Here is a 15,505-nt window from a genome sequence, read left to right on the forward strand (position 1 = left end):
GGCGCTTCCGCGCGCGACAGCGTCGAGGAACCGACGAGTTCTGTCGCGGATCCGACACGGTGGTGCGTGCCCGGGTGGATCAGCGCCAGTAGAGCTGGTGGGCGGGGTCCGCCTGCACCCGTGCCACGTACTCCCGAGGGGTCATGCCGAACCGGGCTCTGAAGCTCGCGGAGAAGGCGCTCGAGGACGCGTACCCGCACCGGTGCGCGGCTGCCCCGATCGGCATGCCGTCGATGATCAGCCGCGCCGCCAGCGTCATCCGGACGCCCGTCCGCCACCGGGCGAAACTCATCCCGGTGTCGTGCTGGAAGATCCGCAGCACGGTGCGCTCGTGGAGGCCGTGCACGTCGAACAGCTCGCGCGCGCCCCGGAGGTCACCCGGATCGGCGAGGATCGCACGGACGAGCGGACGGACACGATCGTCGGACGGCATCGGGATCTCGCCCCAGCCGTCCGCCGTCTCCGGCGCGGGCTGCTGCAGCATCTCGATGAGGACCGCCTGCGCACGGACCCGGAGGTCGGTCGGCATGTCGTTGATCCCGAGGTGGAGCAACATCTCCTGCACCGCACGCGGGACCAGGACCTGGGTGACGGTCTCGACGGGCGCGATCAGCGAGGTGGCGGGGAGGTAGGTGTAGCACCCGGTGGAGTCGCGCTCGTGGTGCGCGGTGTGCGGCGTGTGTGCTGGGATCCAGACGCCCTGACCCGGTGCGAGGCGCCACATCGCGTTCGGGAGATGCACCCACACGGTGCCGCGGTAGCACCAGGCGAGCATGGCGTCCGGATGACGGTGCGGTGGCGAGAGCGGGCGACTCCCGGTGTCCTCGTCGGTGACGACACCGGTGCCCATCAGATACGGTTCGGCGACCGACGAAGGATGCTCGGGGCTCGCGTCCCAGTCGACCTGGCTGTACGGGCTCAACGAGCGCTCGTGCCGGCGTCGCCGATCAGCGGGAGGCCGTCGTCATCGAAGCGGACGCCTTTCGCGGCCAGCCGGCGTTCCGCCTCGTGGTGGACGACGCCGCGCTTGCGCGGAACAGCTTCGAGGAGGCGGATCAGGAGGTCGTCCGTCGCGTTCGGGTGCAGCGCGATCTCGATGCGCGCACCCCAGAAGCGGTCCTCGAGGAAGAGCTCCAACGCCGCTGGGTCAGCTGCCGGGTTGTGCGCCGCTGCGGCGCGGATGGCCTGATTGGGGTCGTTCGCCAGGACGGAGAACTCCTCGAACGTGCTCGCCGATCGCGCGAGCTCGTAGCGTCGTTCCTCGTCCGCGATCTGCTCCGGCGTCTTGCGTCTGGCCACGGTGGTCCCTTCATCCCGTCGCCGTCAACCTACCTGGCTCGCCTGATGTTCGACAACGACGGCTTGCCGCGCCGCCCGGGCACTGACGGGCGCGTCACGCCAGGGCGGCGAGCGCTTCGTCGAGGCGTTCGGCGGCTTCGCCGTCGGCGCTGTTGTCGAACAGGATGTGGTGGGCTCCGCGCCATCGGCACTCGGCCGCCTGCGCGGTCGCCCAGAACTCGTCCCAGTTCGCCAGTTTCCAGGTGTCCCGCTCATAGCCTCTGGCGTGCACGCGATCCTTGACGCGGGTGCCGTCGACGGTCACGTGCACGACGACGATGTCGACCTCCCGCGGCCACGAGTGCTCGCTCGCCGCCTCCTCGAGGAACCCACTCTGCGGGAAGTACCGCACGAACGGTGCGTCGAGGACGACCGACATGCCGAGTCTGAGGTTGTCTCCGGCGAGCCGGAGGAGGGTCCGGTACTCGAGGTCCATCACGACCCGCTGGTAGTACTCGTTGTTGTCCCGTTCGTGCTTGTCGGTGCCGGCGGCCTCGAGGAGGGTCTCGGTGAAGAAGGTCGCCACCGAATCCTTGTCGAGGTAGGCCGCCGACACCCGCCCGGCGATGAGCGTGCTCACCGTCGACTTCCCTGACCCCGCGGGGCCGATGACGAAATAGAGTTTCGGACTCATCGGGTCACGCTACGCCGTCACGGCCGCGGCCGGACGTTCCTTGACGAACAGTCCGTACGACAGCGCGCCGACCAGGAGGAGCACGCCGCCGATGAGGAAGACGAGGGTGTAGTTGCCGTCCGTCGCCGTGAGGATCGCCCCGGTGACGACGGGTGCGACGGCCGCCCCCATGAACCCACCGAAGTTCTGGATCGCGCCGAGCGAGGCGACCTGGTTGGACGGGGCGATGTCCGAGGCCAGGGTCCACAGGCAGCCGATGGGGACCTGCGACGCGAAGTACCCGACGGACAGCAGAGCGACGGCGAGGGCGGTGTTGTCCACGTAGGCGACGGGGAGCACGCTCGCGGCGGCGAGCAGCGCGCCGCCGACGATCGGGATCTTCCGGGCGCGGACGGTACCGACGCCCCGCTGCACCAGACGGCTCGAGAGCCATCCGCCGAAGACGACGCCGACGATGCCGCAGAGGAACGGGAGCGAAGCCAACCATCCACTGTCGGCGAGGCTGAAGCCGCGGGCGGTCTGGAGGTAGCTGGGGAGCCAGGTGAGGTAGACCCACACGGTGTAGAAGATGCCGAAGGCTCCGAGCACCATGAACCAGGTGTTGCGGTGCTTGAACAGCTGGCCCCAGGCGACCTGCTCCACCGTGGCGACCACGCGGGCCTCGGCCTCGGCGCCCTTGATCATCGACTGTTCCTTGAGCGTCGGATCGCGGTAGATGCGGAGCCAGACGAGCGCGATGACGATGCCGAACGCACCGACGATGATGAACATGCCTCGCCAGCTCATGGTGAGCAGGAGGAAGGTGAGGAGCGGCGGGGCGATCGCGTTGGCGATCTGCGAGCCCGTGTTCACGAGGGACACCGGGAGCGCGCGCTCCGACTTGTTGAACCAGCGCTCATTGACCTTCAGTGCGGACGTGAAGAACGGCGACTCGGCGATGCCGAGGGCGACGCGGGCCGCGTACAGGAAGCCGAACGAGTTCGCGGCGGCGGTCACCATCGAGACGAGCGACCACGCACCGGCGGCGAACGCGAACATCTTCTTCGGACCGAACTTGTCGACGAGGAAGCCCGCCGGCAGGTTCGCGATCGCATAGGGCCAGGAGAACGCCGACAGCAGCAGCCCCATCTGGAGGGCATTGAGTCCGAACTCCTGAGCGATCGTCGTGTTCGCCACGCTCAGCGTGGATCGATCGAGGTAGTTCACGACCCCGCCGAGCACGAGGAACCCGACCAGGAACCATCGGATCCGGACGCTCTTCTTCTCGGCTTTGGTGAGGACCGGTGCCTCGCTGTCGATCTGGCTCATGCCATGCACTCCTTCGTGTGGTGGTGGGTACTGCGTCGCGCTGGGCGCGAGGAACGGGTGTCAGGCCCGAGCGGCGGCGATCGCCGCGAGGAACTCCTCAGCTGCGCGGGTGACCTTGCCGTAGTCGCCGTCGGCGCGTGCTGCCTTCGTGACCGCGCTGCCGACGCCCACGGCGACGGCCCCGGCGGCGAACCAGGTCCCGACGTTCTCGGGTGTGGCTCCGCCCGCGGGGAGGATCGGTGCCTGCGCCAATGGCGCCCGGACCGTCTTGAGGTACTCGGGTCCGGCGATCTCGGTGGGGAACAGCTTGACGATGTCGGCGCCGGCGGACATCGTGTCGACGATCTCGGTCGGTGTGAACGCCCCGCTGATCGAGACGGCCTGGTAGCGCGCTGCGGTGCGGATCATGCCTTCGTCGAGGTTGGGACTCACGAGGATCCGGGCACCGGCCTGGATGCAGGCGAACGCGGCCTCGGCGTCGAGGACGGTCCCGGCACCGACGGCGACTCCCTGATCGGCGTACTCCTCGGAGAGGGTGCGGATGGCGCCCAGGGCGTCTGGGACGGACAGCGTGATCTCGAGGGCGCGGAAGCCGCCCGCGATCGCCGCCCGCGCGACCTGGATCGCCTCGTCGGTGCTGTCGAGGCGCAGGATGAGGATCGCGCCGGTCTCGTGGATCGTGCGGAGGACGTCGTATTTGGTAAGCATCGCGGATCACATTACCCCATGGATTCACACAGATTCACATATCGTCTCAAAATCACGACGATCGATCTCTGCGGACCGATAGGCTCGCGGCATGAGTTCCTCCTCGCCCCTGATCCCGGAGCAACGCCACCAGGAGATCCTCCGCCTGTTGCGGAGCGCGGGCGTGTTGAGCATCCGACACATCGTCGAGCTCCTCGGTGTCTCCCACATGACGGTGCGTCGCGACATCGCCGCATTGGAGGAGGGCGGTCAGGTCGTCTCGGTGCAGGGCGGCGTCAGATTGAGCGAACGGAGCGGATCGGAACCACCCCGGGAGCGGGCGTCGAGAGCGGGGCTCGAACTGCCGCGGAAGCGTGCGATCGCCGAACTCGCCGCCGACCTGGTCGAGGACGACATGGTCCTGTTCCTCGACGCCGGCACCACGTGCGAGGCCGTCGTCCCGTTCCTCGCCGACCGACGGAACCTCACCGTCGTCACCAACGACTTCCTGGTGGTCACGACACTCCTCGACCACCCGGGGATCGAGACCATCCATACCGGGGGCGTCGTCGACGTCTCCAGCGGATCGTCCAGCGGGGCCCTCGCCGCGGCGACCCTGGGCGCCGTCAACCTCGATGTCGTCTTCCTCAGCACGGGGACCTGGGATCTCGCACACGGTGTCACGACGCCGGTGTCCGACAAGGTGGTGCTGAAGCAGGCGGCGATGGCTGCCGGGTCGAGCTGCGTGCTGCTCGCCGACAGCACGAAGTTCGGGACATTCGAGCGCTTCAATGTGACACCACTCGACGGGCTCGACGCGGTGGTCTCCGACACCGATCTGCCCGAGGACGTCGCCGAGTCGCTCACCGACATCGGGCTCGACCTGCGCCTCGCCGCCGTCTGACGTCACGATCGTCGTGCCACCGACTCCGCTGCGTAGGGGAGGACGGCCCGTCGTCCGCGGGTAGGCTCGTCAGTCGGATGCGACGCGTCCGACCACCGATCCGAAGGGCACACGATGACCACGCAGGAACTGACCATCTCGAACTTCGAGGACACCGTGTCGGCCGAAGGCATCGTCCTGGTCGACTTCTGGGCCGAGTGGTGCGGCCCGTGCAAGGCTTTCGGCCCCGTCTTCGAGCAGTCGAGCGAGCAGCACCAGGACGTCGTGTTCACCAAGGTCGACACTGAGGCGAACCAGGAACTCGCGAGCGGGATGCGGATCACGTCGATCCCCACGCTCATGGCGTTCCGCGACGGCGTGCTCGTCTTCTCGCAGGCCGGCGCCCTCCCCGCGCCGGCACTCGAGGACCTCATCTCGCAGGTGCGCGGTCTCGACATGTCCGAGGTGCACGCCGCCATCGCAGCGGCGAAGGCCGAGGCACAGGCCGAGTAGCCGACGTCCGGAGGAGGCGGTCAGTCCTCCGGATCGCCGGGCGGACGCGCGAACCCAAGCCGATGGACACCGGGCTCGTCGAGCCTGATCCGCCGCCGCCCGGCCGGCGCGCCGTCCTCCAACCGGGTCGGCAGTGCGCCGCCAGGGCCCGCGATGGCGATCATCGAGCCGTCATCCGGCAGCTCGACGAGCAGGCCGCCGGCCGTGAGACGCAGGGTCGCCGCGACGGGGCGATGACGGCTCCACTCGACATCCACGACGTGTCCACCCCGGACCCGGAACCCCCGGAAGCTGCCGGCCGACCACTCGGCCGGGAGGGTCGGCAGCAGCGACAGGACACCGCCGTGCCCCTGGACGAGCAGCTCGACGACACCGGCCGTCCCACCCAGGTTGCCGTCGACCTGGAACACGTCGTCGAGGTCGCCCATCGGGTGCAGGTCGAGCAGCGAGGCCGATGACAGCGGACCGAGCAGCGTGTCGAGCGCCTCGGACGCGAGCCCCGGATCACGGAGTCGTGCGGCCAGGCAGAGGACCCAGGCCATGCTCCACCCGGTTCCGCCACCGCCGTTCGCGAGTCTCCGTCGCAGTGCGCGTCGGGCTGCCTCGAATTGCTCGGGCGTGGCCGATTCGGTGATCCGGGTCCCCGGGTACAGGCCGTACAGGTGGGAGAGGTGTCGGTGGCCGGGCTCGGTCGGCTCCCGCTCCTCGGCCCACTCCAGGAGTGTTCCGTCGCGGCCGACCTGCGGCAGTCGGAGGGTGGCCACGGTGTCGCGTGCTCGAGCCAGGAGCCCGACGTCCGCGATGCCGTCGCCGACCCGCTCCGCGAGGGCGAGGTACTCGCGGAGGCACTCGTGCGCCAGCTCCTGGTCCATCGCCACGCCGGCCGTCACTGCCGCCGTGTGATCCGTGTCGACCACGAACCGGTTCTCCGGTGAGGTCGACGGACTCACGACCAGCGATCCGGCGGCATCCGTGACGACCATTCCCAGGACGAACGAGACCACCGGCTCGACGGCCTGCAGGACGGCGACGCGTGCGGCGTGATCAGCACCGCCGTCGTCCAGACGGCGGTGGAGGTGCGCGACGAGCCAGGGGAGCGCGCTCGGCCAGTTCGCCCAGTGCGCGTCGAGCGGCACGGCGTCCGTGTGCCTCCAGAGGTCGCTGTTGTGGTGGGCTGCCGCCCCGTCGAGGCCGTAGGACTCGCCGGCGGTGCGCTGCCCGGCGTCCACCAGTTCGCCGATGAACCGGGTGAGTGGCTCGACCAGGTCACCCAGGCCGGTGCTCTCCGCCGGCCAGTAGTTCATCTGGAGGTTGATGTTGGTGGTGAAGTTCGCGCTCCAGGGTGGCCTGACCCGATCGTTCCAGACCCCCTGGAGGTTCGCCGGTTCGGTCCCCGGTCGGGAGCTGCCGATGAGGAGCGCCCGTCCGAGGTCGAAGTAGCGCTCCGCGAGGTCGGCCGACGCGGACGCCGATGCCGAGAGGTCCAGGTCGACGCGGTCGAAGAGCGACCGATGGTCGGCGACGTGCCGATCGAGCAGCGCTTCGCCGGATCGCTGCAACGCACGCGAGACCGTCCCCTGGGTGTGCTCCAGCAGCGTCGGCGGGTCACCCAGCGGCCGATCTCGCCACCCGCGGTGCCCGGAACGTGCACCGGCGACGAGGCGGAACCCGCCCGGGATCGGCTGCACCGCGATCGACAGCGCCCAGGCCATGCCTGCGTCGACGAGACCGTCGGCATCCGGGACGTCGGTCGGGTACCGGATGGCCTCGTCATCGTCACCACCGAGATACGAGGGTCGCACGCTCGCCGGCGCACGGCCGGTCGCCGACCACCACCGGGTGTCGCCGACCGTGCGCTCCTCCGTCGTCGATGGGTGCGGCGTCGCGAACCCGACCCTCGGTTCACGGACACCGTCACCCAGCAGCTCGACGACCAGCACGTCGTCCACCGCCGACACGAACGCGTGGAGTGCGACCGCCTCGCCACCGCTCGCGGACGTCGTCTCGACGACGCCGCGCGCGAGATCGGAGGTCCGAGTCGAGCGCGAACCGCCGTCGGGCGACGCGTAATCGATCGTGAGGCGGCCGAGCGGCTGGAAGGACTCGGTGAACGTGCTCCCGCGCAGTGCAGCCGCGCGGGCATCGGCCGCCATGGAATCGCCGTCGGCGATCGCCCGGCGCACGGACTCCAGCGGATTGGGAAGCGAGCAGCCCGCCAGCCCGCCGCCCGGGCGTCGCGGACCTCCCGACCACAACGTGTCCAGGGAGAGGTCCATGCTCTCCCGTCCGGGCACGCCGTCGAGCGCCGCGCCCAACGTCCCGTTGCCGATGAGGAACCGATCGACGAACCGGGTGGCCGGTCCGTCGAGCTCGATTCGATGACGCTCGACGCGCTGCTGTCGGTCATCCATCAGCGGTCGAGCCGGAGCAGCACGGCACCGTGCGCGGGCAGGGCCGTGTCGACGGCACCGTCGACGACCGGCAACGGCCGACCACCCCACAGCTCGGTGACGGACGATCGATCGGCGCAACCGAGATCGGCCAGGTGGACCCGCAGCTCGGTGTCCGCATCGCCGAGCCAGAAGACCGCGCGCCACCGGGTCTCGCCGAGCTCGGCCGCCCAGACGACGAGGTCGCCGTCGCGGATGATCTCCCGGCTCCCGTCGCTGCCGAGCAGTGCGAGCACGTCCGGGTTGGTCAGGAGCGCGAGCGTGTCCGCCGGAGTGTCCGGGAGGTGGCCGCCGAAGAAAAGCGGCGACCGGCCGATGCACCAGAGGGTCATGAGCGTCCGTTGTTCGGCCAGAGTGAGGCGGCTCAGCCGGTCCGAACCGACGTGGGCCCGGATGCCGATCCGCCCGAGCGGGAGCATGTCCGCATCGGCCCACGCCCCCGGACGCTGGAGGGGCGCCCAGCGGGCCAGACGCTGGAACTGTTCGCGTACCGCCGACCAGTCGTCCCAGAGGTCGTCCGAGATCCGCCACAGCTGCGCCGTCGATCGAAGGGTGTCGAGGTGCTCGGTCGAAAGTCGCTTCCCCGGGGACAGGCTGAGCACCATCGGTCGACCGGTCGCGTCGATCGCGCGCGAGATGGCCTCGATCTCGGCGGTCTGGATCGGTGGGTAGAGCACGTCGTCGAGCTTGACGAGGTCGACACCCCACTCGGCGAGCTGCGCCATGACCGAGTCGTAGTAGGCCTGGGCGCCGGGGGCGGTCAGGTCGACGCCGACGTTGTCGGGATTCCACGGGCAGACGTTCGTCGGATCCGCGATCTCCCCGCAATGGGCGGTCGAGCCGAGGATCGGCAGCTCGAGGTCGACAGCCCGCCGCGGCACGCCTCGCATGAGGTGCACCCCGAAACGGAGCCCGAGCGCGTGCACGCGGTCGGCGAGCGCGCGGAAGCCGCCCGACGCCGCAGACGGGAACCGGTTCGGCGCGGGTTGCGGTCGGCCCCAGGCGTCGAGCGTCGGCTGGGAGATGCGCTCGTAGTCGCCGACGCCGGGCGCCGGTTCGTACCACTGGATGTCGACGACCACCGTGTCCCACCCGACGGGCAGCAGGTGCTCGGCCAGGAACGCGGCGTTGGCAAGTACCTCGGCCTCCGTGACGGACCCTCCGAAGCAGTCCCAGCTGTTCCAGCCCATCGGCGGGCGGTCCGCCCGCGCCCGACGTGCTGCACGCACCTCGGTGACCGCGATCTCCACCACCTCGCTCATGGAGCGACGACCTGAGCCGTGATCGTGGCGAACGAGTGCGGTGGGAGCGTGACGCGAAGACCCGTCGGTGTGACGTCGAGACCCGTGAGCGGTCGCGGTGACACGGCGTCGGTCTCACCGGGACGGTTGTGGGCGTCGGGCCGCGCAGCGGTGAGCAGCCGGCCGTGCGGCTCGACCACGGACCCGCCACGGACGTCGACCTCGATGACGAGTGGCGCGTCGAGGTCGACGTTCGTCAGCGAGCAATGGAGGACGCCGTCCTTGACGCTCGCCGAGGCGGAGACGGTCGGGATGCCGCCCGCGTGTGCGGCGTCGGCGTCGCGGACCGGCCCGACCACGTGCGTCGGGAGGGACGTGGCGTCCTGGTGCGGGCTGTTCATCTCGAAGACGTGGAAGGTGGGCGTCCGGACCATCTCGCCGCCGTCGGGATCGGTCAGGAGCATCGCCTGCAGGACGTTGACCGTCTGCGCGATGTTGGCCATGCGCAGCCGGCCCGCGAAGCGGTGGAACACGTCGAAGTGCCAGGCGGCGACCATGGCGTCGCGGATGGTGTTCTGCTGGAACAGATGCCCGGGGTGCGTGCCCGGCTCGACGTCCCACCAGGTGCCCCACTCGTCGAGCACCATGCCGAACCGTTCCTCCGGGTCGTACACGTCCATGACGGCGGCGTGCGACGACAGCAGCTGCTCGACGCCCTGTGCTGCGGCGATCGTGCTCCAGTACTCCGCGGCGTCGAACCCGGTCGCGCTGCCCTTCGCCTTCCAGCTGCCGCCGATCGTGTAGTAGTGCACCGAGACGGCTTCCCAGGGGGTCGCCGAGAACGGATGGGTGGCCACGTCGGCGACGACCTCCATCAGCGTCTTGGTCCAGGCCACGTCGAACCCGTCGGCGCCGGCGGCGACCCGGTAGAGCGGGACCTTCCCGCCGCTCTCGCAGAACGTGCCGAACTGGCGTGCCAGGTCCGCGTACGTGCCGGCGCGCAGGTTGCCACCGCACCCCCAGGGCTCGTTTCCCAGCCCCCAGAACGGGACGTCCCAGGGCTCCTCCCGGCCGTTCGCGCGACGCAACTCGGCCATCGGGGTCTCCCCGGCACCGGTCAGGTACTCGATCCAGTCGGCCATCTCCTGCACGGTGCCCGAACCGAGGTTGCCCGAGACGTAGGCGTCGGCACCGAGGAGCTCGCACAGCTCCATGAACTCGTGGGTGCCGAACGCGTTGGTCTCGCTCGTCCCGCCCCATTGCGTGTTGACGAGCTTCGGGCGGTCCTCGCGAGGTCCGATGCCGCTCGTCCAGTGATAGCGGTCCGCGAAGCATCCGCCCGGCCAGCGGAGGTTCGGGATGCGCAGTTCGCGGAGCGCCTCCACGACGTCGAGCCGGATGCCGCCGACGTTCGGGACGGGCGAGTCCTCGCCCACCCAGAAACCGTCGTAGATGCCGCGCCCGAGGTGTTCCGCGAAGTGGCCGTAGACGTGTCGGCTGATCGTGGGTCCTGGCCGGTCGAGGTCGACGGTGACGGTCGCAGTGGAGTCCATGGGTGATGTGGTCCTGTTCTGTGCAGCGGGTCGTGGGTCAGACGGCGGTCACGAGGATCGTGATCGCGCGGTCGGGCTGGAAGGTGGGGAGGTCGAGGCCGATCACGGCGAGCTGGCCACCGCTCAGCACGGGCGCCGCCGCGAGCGTGGCCGGGTCGGCGTCGAGTGGCGGCGCATCCCGGAGCCACTGGGGGATCACCCAGCGCGGACCGAGGGAGTCGTCCTGCGCGACGGCGAGGCGGTAGTGACCGTCCGGGCGGAGTCCGGGAAGGCGGACCCGACGACGGGAGTCGGCCGACCGCGGGGGAGTCACGAGGGTGTACAGCGCGGTGGTGCCGTCCTCCGCGACGACCCCGCGCAGGGTCGGAGCGTCGTCGTCCCACTCGCCGTCGCCGACGACGCGGCCGGTGGCGATGAGTCCGCGATGACGCGTGAACACGGTGATCCATCTGGCGAGGGTCGTCCGATCCGTACCGTCGAGCTCGCGCAGATCCCACTCCACACCGAAATGCCCGAGGAGGGCGACCGCGCACCGGGTGTGGAGCGTGTGCGTGCGTCCGGTCGTGGCTGATCTGGCCGAGGCCACGTGCGACCCGAGCATCTCGGGCGGGACGAGGAGCCCCGTCCACCGGAGCATCCGGGCCCGCTCGATCGGGTCGTGGTTGTCGGAGGTGTGGACGCGATCGGACCGCTCGAGGATGCCGAGGTCGACGCGGCCTCCGCCCGACGCGCAGCTCTCGATCTCGAGGTGCGGGTGCCGCGATCGCAGCTCGTCGAGCAGCCGGTAGAGGGCTTCGGTCTGGTCGTGCACGGCCGCCCGCCCGGTCGACGGATGGCCGGCATCGACGAGGTCGCGGTTGTGGTCCCACTTCAGGTACGCGATCCCCAGCTCGACGACCAGCGTGTCGATGGCCTGCAGGATGTGGTCGAAGGCCGCCGGATTGCCGAGATCGAGCACCTGCTGGTGCCGGACGGGCGACGGGAGCTCGTCCCTCGCCCGCAGGATCCAGTCCGGGTGCTCGCGTGCGAGGTCGGAGTCCTCGTTGATCATCTCCGGTTCGAACCACAGCCCGAACTCCATGCCGAGTGATCGCACCCGGTCGGCGAGCGGCGCGAGACCGTCCGGCCAACGCTCGGGGTCCGGTGTCCAGTCGCCAAGGCCGCGGGTGTCGTCGTGACGTCCGCGGAACCATCCGTCGTCGAGCACGTAGCGCTCGACGCCGATGGCCGCGGCCCGGGTCGCCAACTCGGAGAGGACGTCGAGGTCGTGATCGAACAGGACCGCCTCCCAGACGTTCAGGGTGACGGGGCGCGGACGCTGAGCCGCCCGCGAGGTCGAGCGCAGCCAACGGTGGTACCGCGACGAGGCGGCATCGAGGCCGACGCCGTAGGCCCCGTACACCCATGGAGTCCGGTGGTCCTTACCAGGGCCGAGTCGGACCTCGCCGGGCAGGAGCAGCTCGCCGCCACGGAACGCGAGGTGTCCGTCGGTGCGTTCGACGCCGATCGTGTGGTTGCCGCTCCAACCGACGTGGCACAGCCAGACGTCACCGGTCCGACTGTCGAACCCCGGTGTTCCGATCGCGGTGACCCCGGTGGCGTCGAGACCGGGGCGACCGTGCCGCGACTCGCGGAGGTGTGTCCCGGTCGTGACCGGAAGCCGCTGCGGCAGCTTCTCGTTGCCCCACCGACCGGCGAAGTCGAGGATCTCCCGAGCCGACGTCGGGATCGGGAGGGCCGGCACGACACCCTCGACCTCCAGGAGGTCGTCGCCCCGGTTCGTGACCGTCACGCGCGTGCGCAGCAGGCCAGTCGGTGTCAGTTCGATCGCCACGAGGAGAACGATGCCGGTCTGGTCGTCGACCGCGGTCACCTCGACCAGCGCGGCGCCGCACTGCCGCACCTCGCCGGCCGGGAGGGCCGCTCCGTCGACCTCGACCGAGGCCACGTCGAAGCGCGACGACCAGGCCGTCCCGGCGCGATGCGCCCGGAGGCCGGGGAGACCCGACCAACCCGACGCGTGCTCGGGCAACAGGCTCGGCTCGTACGGCGCGTCAGATCCGTCGACGAGGTCGCCGCGCACGGTGGCTGTGGACGCGGCAAGCCACTCGAGGTCGTCGGCATCGACGGCGGCTCCCCAGTGCGCGATCGTCGGGAGGCGGGTCCCGTGCTGGACGAGCACGACGGAGACGCCGTCGCACTGCAGATGGACGACGCGGTGTTCGGGCGTCGCTGAGAGGTCGGACATGGTTCCTCCGATGCGGTCGGTGAGGCGGGTGTGACGGCCGGTGGGCCGAAGGTCAGGCGGAGTCCCGGACGACGAGCGTGGTGTCGAGCCAGCGCGGTGCGGTCGTCCGGCCGGCGATGAGCTCCATGACGAGTTCCGCGGCGACCCTGCCCATCTGCTCCAACGGCTGACGGACCGAGGTCAGCGGTGGCTCCGCGGTTGCCGCGACGACCGTGTCGTCGAATCCGACGAGCGCGATGTCGTCCGGGACCGTCCGGCCACTGGCCTCGAGGACGCGCATCGCGCCGACCGCCATGAGGTCGGAGCCCGCGAAGACGGCGTCGAGGTCCGGGTACCGGGAGAGCAACCGTGCCATGGCCGACGACCCGCTCGGCATGGTGAAGTCGCCTCGGGCGACCGCACGGGTGTCGAGGCCGCGTTCGGTGAGGACGTCCCGCCAGCCTCGGACACGGTCGCTGGACGCGGCCATGTCGGCGGGGCCCGAGATGACGCCGATCCGCGTGCGGCCGAGCGCGATCAGGTGTTCCGCCGCGAGCCGACCGCCGGCGTAGTTGTCGGAGTCGACGAAGGTGACGTCCTCCGTGTGCTCACCCATCGGGCGGCCGACGAAGACGATCGGGAGGTCCACCGAGGCGAGCGCCTGGGTGATGGTGCTGATCTCGTGCTGCAGGATCACCACCGCCCCGTCCACGTAGTGCGCCGCCAGGTAGGCGACGAGCGCGTCGAGTTGGCGCGGGTCGGCGAGGAAGAGCGCGGGCTGCTGGGCTGCCGACAGGAGCGCGGCGGTGGCGCCCTTGAGCGGTGCCGCGACGAACGATCCGGAGAACGGTTCGAGCTCGCCCGCCGCGAGGACGATCGCGACGGCGCCCGTCCTGCCTCCGGCGAGCGACCGGGCTGCGACGTTCGTGCGGTAGGCCAGTCTCGCGGCCGCTTCGCGCACCGCGACGACCATCGAGGCGTCGACCGTCGAGGCACCGGCGAGGACCCGCGAGGCGGTCGCTCGGGAGACGCCGGCCTCTCGGGCGACGTCGACCAGGGTCGGTTTGCGCATCCTCGCTCCTTTGCGATCGTCCACCTGCCGGTGGTCTGGCAACGAGCATCGCAGAATCCGAGAGAGCGGTCTCCGAGTTGCGCAATATTGCCCTGGTGCCCTGGAACCCCGCTGCATATGGTGATCACCACGCCCGAACGGTCCGGATGCTCCCCGATCCAGTCGACATCGGCGCGAGCCGGAGAGCGATCTCCGGCCGGTGACCGCAACGTAGCGCGACACCGCGGAACACGATCCCGCATAGGAGGGGGATTTCCAGTGAAATTCCGTCTTGCAGCAGCAGCAACCGTCGCCGTCATGGTCGGCGCCCTGGTCACCGGTTGTTCCGGGTCCGGCGGCGGCGATGACAAGACCTTCCAGTTCTGGTCCTTCACGGGCATCAACCAGAAGGCCGATGTCGAGAAGTACAAGGAAGCGCACCCCGACATCACCGTCAAGCTCACCGAGGTCGGCAGCACGCAGGAGACCGCCCAGGCGCTCACCGCGGCGTTGGCCGGCGGCAAGGTCCCCGACCTGGTGCTCATCCAGGGGGACGACATGCCCAACTTCGTCGCGAACCCCGACAACTTCGTCGACCTGAGCACGATGGGTGCCGACGACATCTCCGGGGACTACCTGCCGTGGGTCTGGGACCAGGCCGTGGCCCAGAACGACGCCGTCATCGGGGTACCGACCGACGTGGGCGGGATGTCGATGGCGTACCGCGCCGACCTCTTCGAGGCCGCCGGCCTGCCGTCCGACCCGGACGAGGTCGCGGCGCTCTGGCCCACCTGGGACGACTTCATCTCCGTCGGCCAGCAGTACGTCGCCGCCACGGGGAAGCCGTTCCTCGACAACGCCGGCACCTCGGTCTTCTTCCAGACTGTGAACCAGGTCGACGAGAAGTACTACACGCCCGAGGGCGAGCTCGTGTACGACACGAATCCGCAGGTGAAGGAGGCGTTCGACATCTCGATCAAGGCGATCGAGGCCGGCATCACCGCGAACGTCCCCGCATTTTCCACCGGCTGGAGCACGGGCAAGACCAACGGCGCCTTCGCCGCGATGGCAGCTCCGTCCTGGATGCTGAAGAGCATCAAGACGGACGCGCCCGACACCTCCGGCCAGTGGCGCGTGACGACGGTGCCCAAGGTCGCCGGCAACTGGGGCGGCAGCTACCTCGCCATCCCGAAGCGCGCGGCGAACCCGGAGGCGGCCTGGGCCTACATCAAGGAGATGCAGTCACCCGAGTCGCAGCTGCAGAACTTCACCGACACCGGCGCCCTGCCCAGCACGGTCTCCGCGTACGAGTCCACCGCGATCGCCGACTACACCGACCCGTTCTTCGGCGACTCGAAGATCGGTGCCGTGCTCGGCAAGTCCTTGCAGGAGTTCAAGCCGTTCTTCAACGGTCCGGAGACGGCGACGATCGGTTCGGCGATGATCAACACCGTGACGGACGTCGAAGCCGGCAACACCCCACCGGACAAGGCCTGGGACGTCGCGATGAAGGCCGTGAAGGACGCCCTCGGCGGCTGACCCGACGGCCCCGTCCACCCGTCCGCTCCGACCCGGGGCGTTCCGGCCGAGCAACACGCCGGAACGCCCCTGAAGGATCAT

The 15,505-nt window shown here is 69.9% G+C and carries 13 protein-coding genes; 3 read left to right on the plus strand and 10 right to left on the minus strand.

Translation table 11 applies throughout. The annotated features are described in order from the left end of the window. Nucleotides 1-79 precede the first annotated feature (79 nt). The 5 genes from ACLIME_RS04610 to ACLIME_RS04630 form a co-directional block, all read right to left on the minus strand. Entirely contained in the window at nt 80-922 is an 843-nt protein-coding gene (locus ACLIME_RS04610; RefSeq protein ID WP_159878645.1) for a helix-turn-helix transcriptional regulator, read from the minus strand. Then, the gene (locus ACLIME_RS04615; protein WP_411558307.1) at nt 919-1,299 is read right to left on the minus strand and encodes a hypothetical protein; all 381 of its coding nucleotides are present in this window, start codon (nt 1,297-1,299) and stop codon (nt 919-921) included. Before ACLIME_RS04615 ends, ACLIME_RS04610 begins: the two co-directional genes overlap by 4 nt. A 94-nt stretch (nt 1,300-1,393) precedes the next feature. Beyond that, nucleotides 1,394-1,972 carry an AAA family ATPase gene (locus ACLIME_RS04620; RefSeq protein WP_192004970.1) on the minus strand — a complete coding sequence of 193 codons (579 nt, stop codon included), beginning with the start codon at nt 1,970-1,972 and terminating at the stop codon, nt 1,394-1,396. Nucleotides 1,973-1,981: 9 nt separating this feature from the next. Next, a complete protein-coding gene (locus ACLIME_RS04625; RefSeq protein ID WP_159878653.1) occupies nt 1,982-3,280 on the minus strand; it encodes an MFS transporter in 1,299 nt (432 codons plus the stop codon). Nucleotides 3,281-3,340: 60 nt separating this feature from the next. Beyond that, entirely contained in the window at nt 3,341-3,988 is a 648-nt protein-coding gene (locus ACLIME_RS04630; protein ID WP_411558309.1) for a bifunctional 4-hydroxy-2-oxoglutarate aldolase/2-dehydro-3-deoxy-phosphogluconate aldolase, read from the minus strand. A 91-nt stretch (nt 3,989-4,079) separates the two neighbouring features. Here ACLIME_RS04630 and ACLIME_RS04635 point away from each other — a divergent pair, with 91 nt between their 5' ends. Next, a complete protein-coding gene (locus ACLIME_RS04635; protein WP_411558310.1) occupies nt 4,080-4,871 on the plus strand; it encodes a DeoR/GlpR family DNA-binding transcription regulator in 792 nt (263 codons plus the stop codon). A gap of 114 nt (nt 4,872-4,985) precedes the next feature. Beyond that, nucleotides 4,986-5,363, plus strand: coding sequence for a thioredoxin (trxA, locus tag ACLIME_RS04640; protein WP_411558311.1), 378 nt, complete (start codon nt 4,986-4,988; stop codon nt 5,361-5,363). 20 nt (nt 5,364-5,383) lie between these two features. Here the strand turns inward: trxA and ACLIME_RS04645 are convergent, their stop codons facing one another. From ACLIME_RS04645 to ACLIME_RS04665, 5 genes are read right to left on the minus strand one after another with little or no spacing between them, the layout of a single operon-like run. Continuing rightward, nucleotides 5,384-7,774, minus strand: a complete 2,391-nt coding sequence (locus ACLIME_RS04645) for a glycosyl hydrolase family 95 catalytic domain-containing protein (protein WP_411558312.1) — start codon at nt 7,772-7,774, stop codon at nt 5,384-5,386. Further along, nucleotides 7,774-9,075, minus strand: a complete 1,302-nt coding sequence (locus ACLIME_RS04650; protein WP_411558313.1) for a glycoside hydrolase family 27 protein — start codon at nt 9,073-9,075, stop codon at nt 7,774-7,776. Before ACLIME_RS04650 ends, ACLIME_RS04645 begins: the two co-directional genes overlap by 1 nt. Continuing rightward, nucleotides 9,072-10,607 (minus strand): alpha-N-arabinofuranosidase, encoded by a 1,536-nt coding sequence (locus ACLIME_RS04655; protein ID WP_411558314.1) that lies wholly within the window; start codon nt 10,605-10,607, stop codon nt 9,072-9,074. The genes ACLIME_RS04650 and ACLIME_RS04655 overlap by 4 nt, the downstream gene beginning before the upstream one ends. A gap of 37 nt (nt 10,608-10,644) precedes the next feature. Further along, nucleotides 10,645-12,855 carry an alpha-galactosidase gene (locus tag ACLIME_RS04660; RefSeq protein WP_411558315.1) on the minus strand — a complete coding sequence of 737 codons (2,211 nt, stop codon included), beginning with the start codon at nt 12,853-12,855 and terminating at the stop codon, nt 10,645-10,647. A 52-nt stretch (nt 12,856-12,907) separates the two neighbouring features. Then, a complete protein-coding gene (locus ACLIME_RS04665) occupies nt 12,908-13,906 on the minus strand; it encodes a LacI family DNA-binding transcriptional regulator (protein WP_124769272.1) in 999 nt (332 codons plus the stop codon). 258 nt (nt 13,907-14,164) lie between these two features. Between ACLIME_RS04665 and ACLIME_RS04670 the strand changes: the two genes are divergently transcribed. Next, a complete protein-coding gene (locus ACLIME_RS04670; protein ID WP_159878663.1) occupies nt 14,165-15,424 on the plus strand; it encodes an ABC transporter substrate-binding protein in 1,260 nt (419 codons plus the stop codon). The last annotated feature ends 81 nt before the right edge of the window (nt 15,425-15,505 follow it).

The organism is Plantibacter sp. MPB07, assembly GCF_046619465.1.
In the GTDB taxonomy this organism is placed as follows: domain Bacteria; phylum Actinomycetota; class Actinomycetes; order Actinomycetales; family Microbacteriaceae; genus Plantibacter; species Plantibacter auratus.

Bases quoted from the DNA above. Each gene is read 5' to 3' on its own strand.
- ACLIME_RS04660 (WP_411558315.1), bottom strand. From the start codon at position 12,855: ATGTCCGACCTCTCAGCGACGCCCGAACACCGCGTCGTCCATCTGCAG.
- ACLIME_RS04645 (WP_411558312.1), bottom strand. From the start codon at position 7,774: ATGGATGACCGACAGCAGCGCGTCGAGCGTCATCGAATCGAGCTCGAC.
- ACLIME_RS04655 (WP_411558314.1), bottom strand. From the start codon at position 10,607: ATGGACTCCACTGCGACCGTCACCGTCGACCTCGACCGGCCAGGACCC.
- ACLIME_RS04665 (WP_124769272.1), bottom strand. From the start codon at position 13,906: ATGCGCAAACCGACCCTGGTCGACGTCGCCCGAGAGGCCGGCGTCTCC.
- ACLIME_RS04625 (WP_159878653.1), bottom strand. From the start codon at position 3,280: ATGAGCCAGATCGACAGCGAGGCACCGGTCCTCACCAAAGCCGAGAAG.
- ACLIME_RS04630 (WP_411558309.1), bottom strand. From the start codon at position 3,988: ATGCTTACCAAATACGACGTCCTCCGCACGATCCACGAGACCGGCGCG.
- ACLIME_RS04650 (WP_411558313.1), bottom strand. From the start codon at position 9,075: ATGAGCGAGGTGGTGGAGATCGCGGTCACCGAGGTGCGTGCAGCACGT.
- ACLIME_RS04620 (WP_192004970.1), bottom strand. From the start codon at position 1,972: ATGAGTCCGAAACTCTATTTCGTCATCGGCCCCGCGGGGTCAGGGAAG.
- trxA (WP_411558311.1), top strand. From the start codon at position 4,986: ATGACCACGCAGGAACTGACCATCTCGAACTTCGAGGACACCGTGTCG.
- ACLIME_RS04635 (WP_411558310.1), top strand. From the start codon at position 4,080: ATGAGTTCCTCCTCGCCCCTGATCCCGGAGCAACGCCACCAGGAGATC.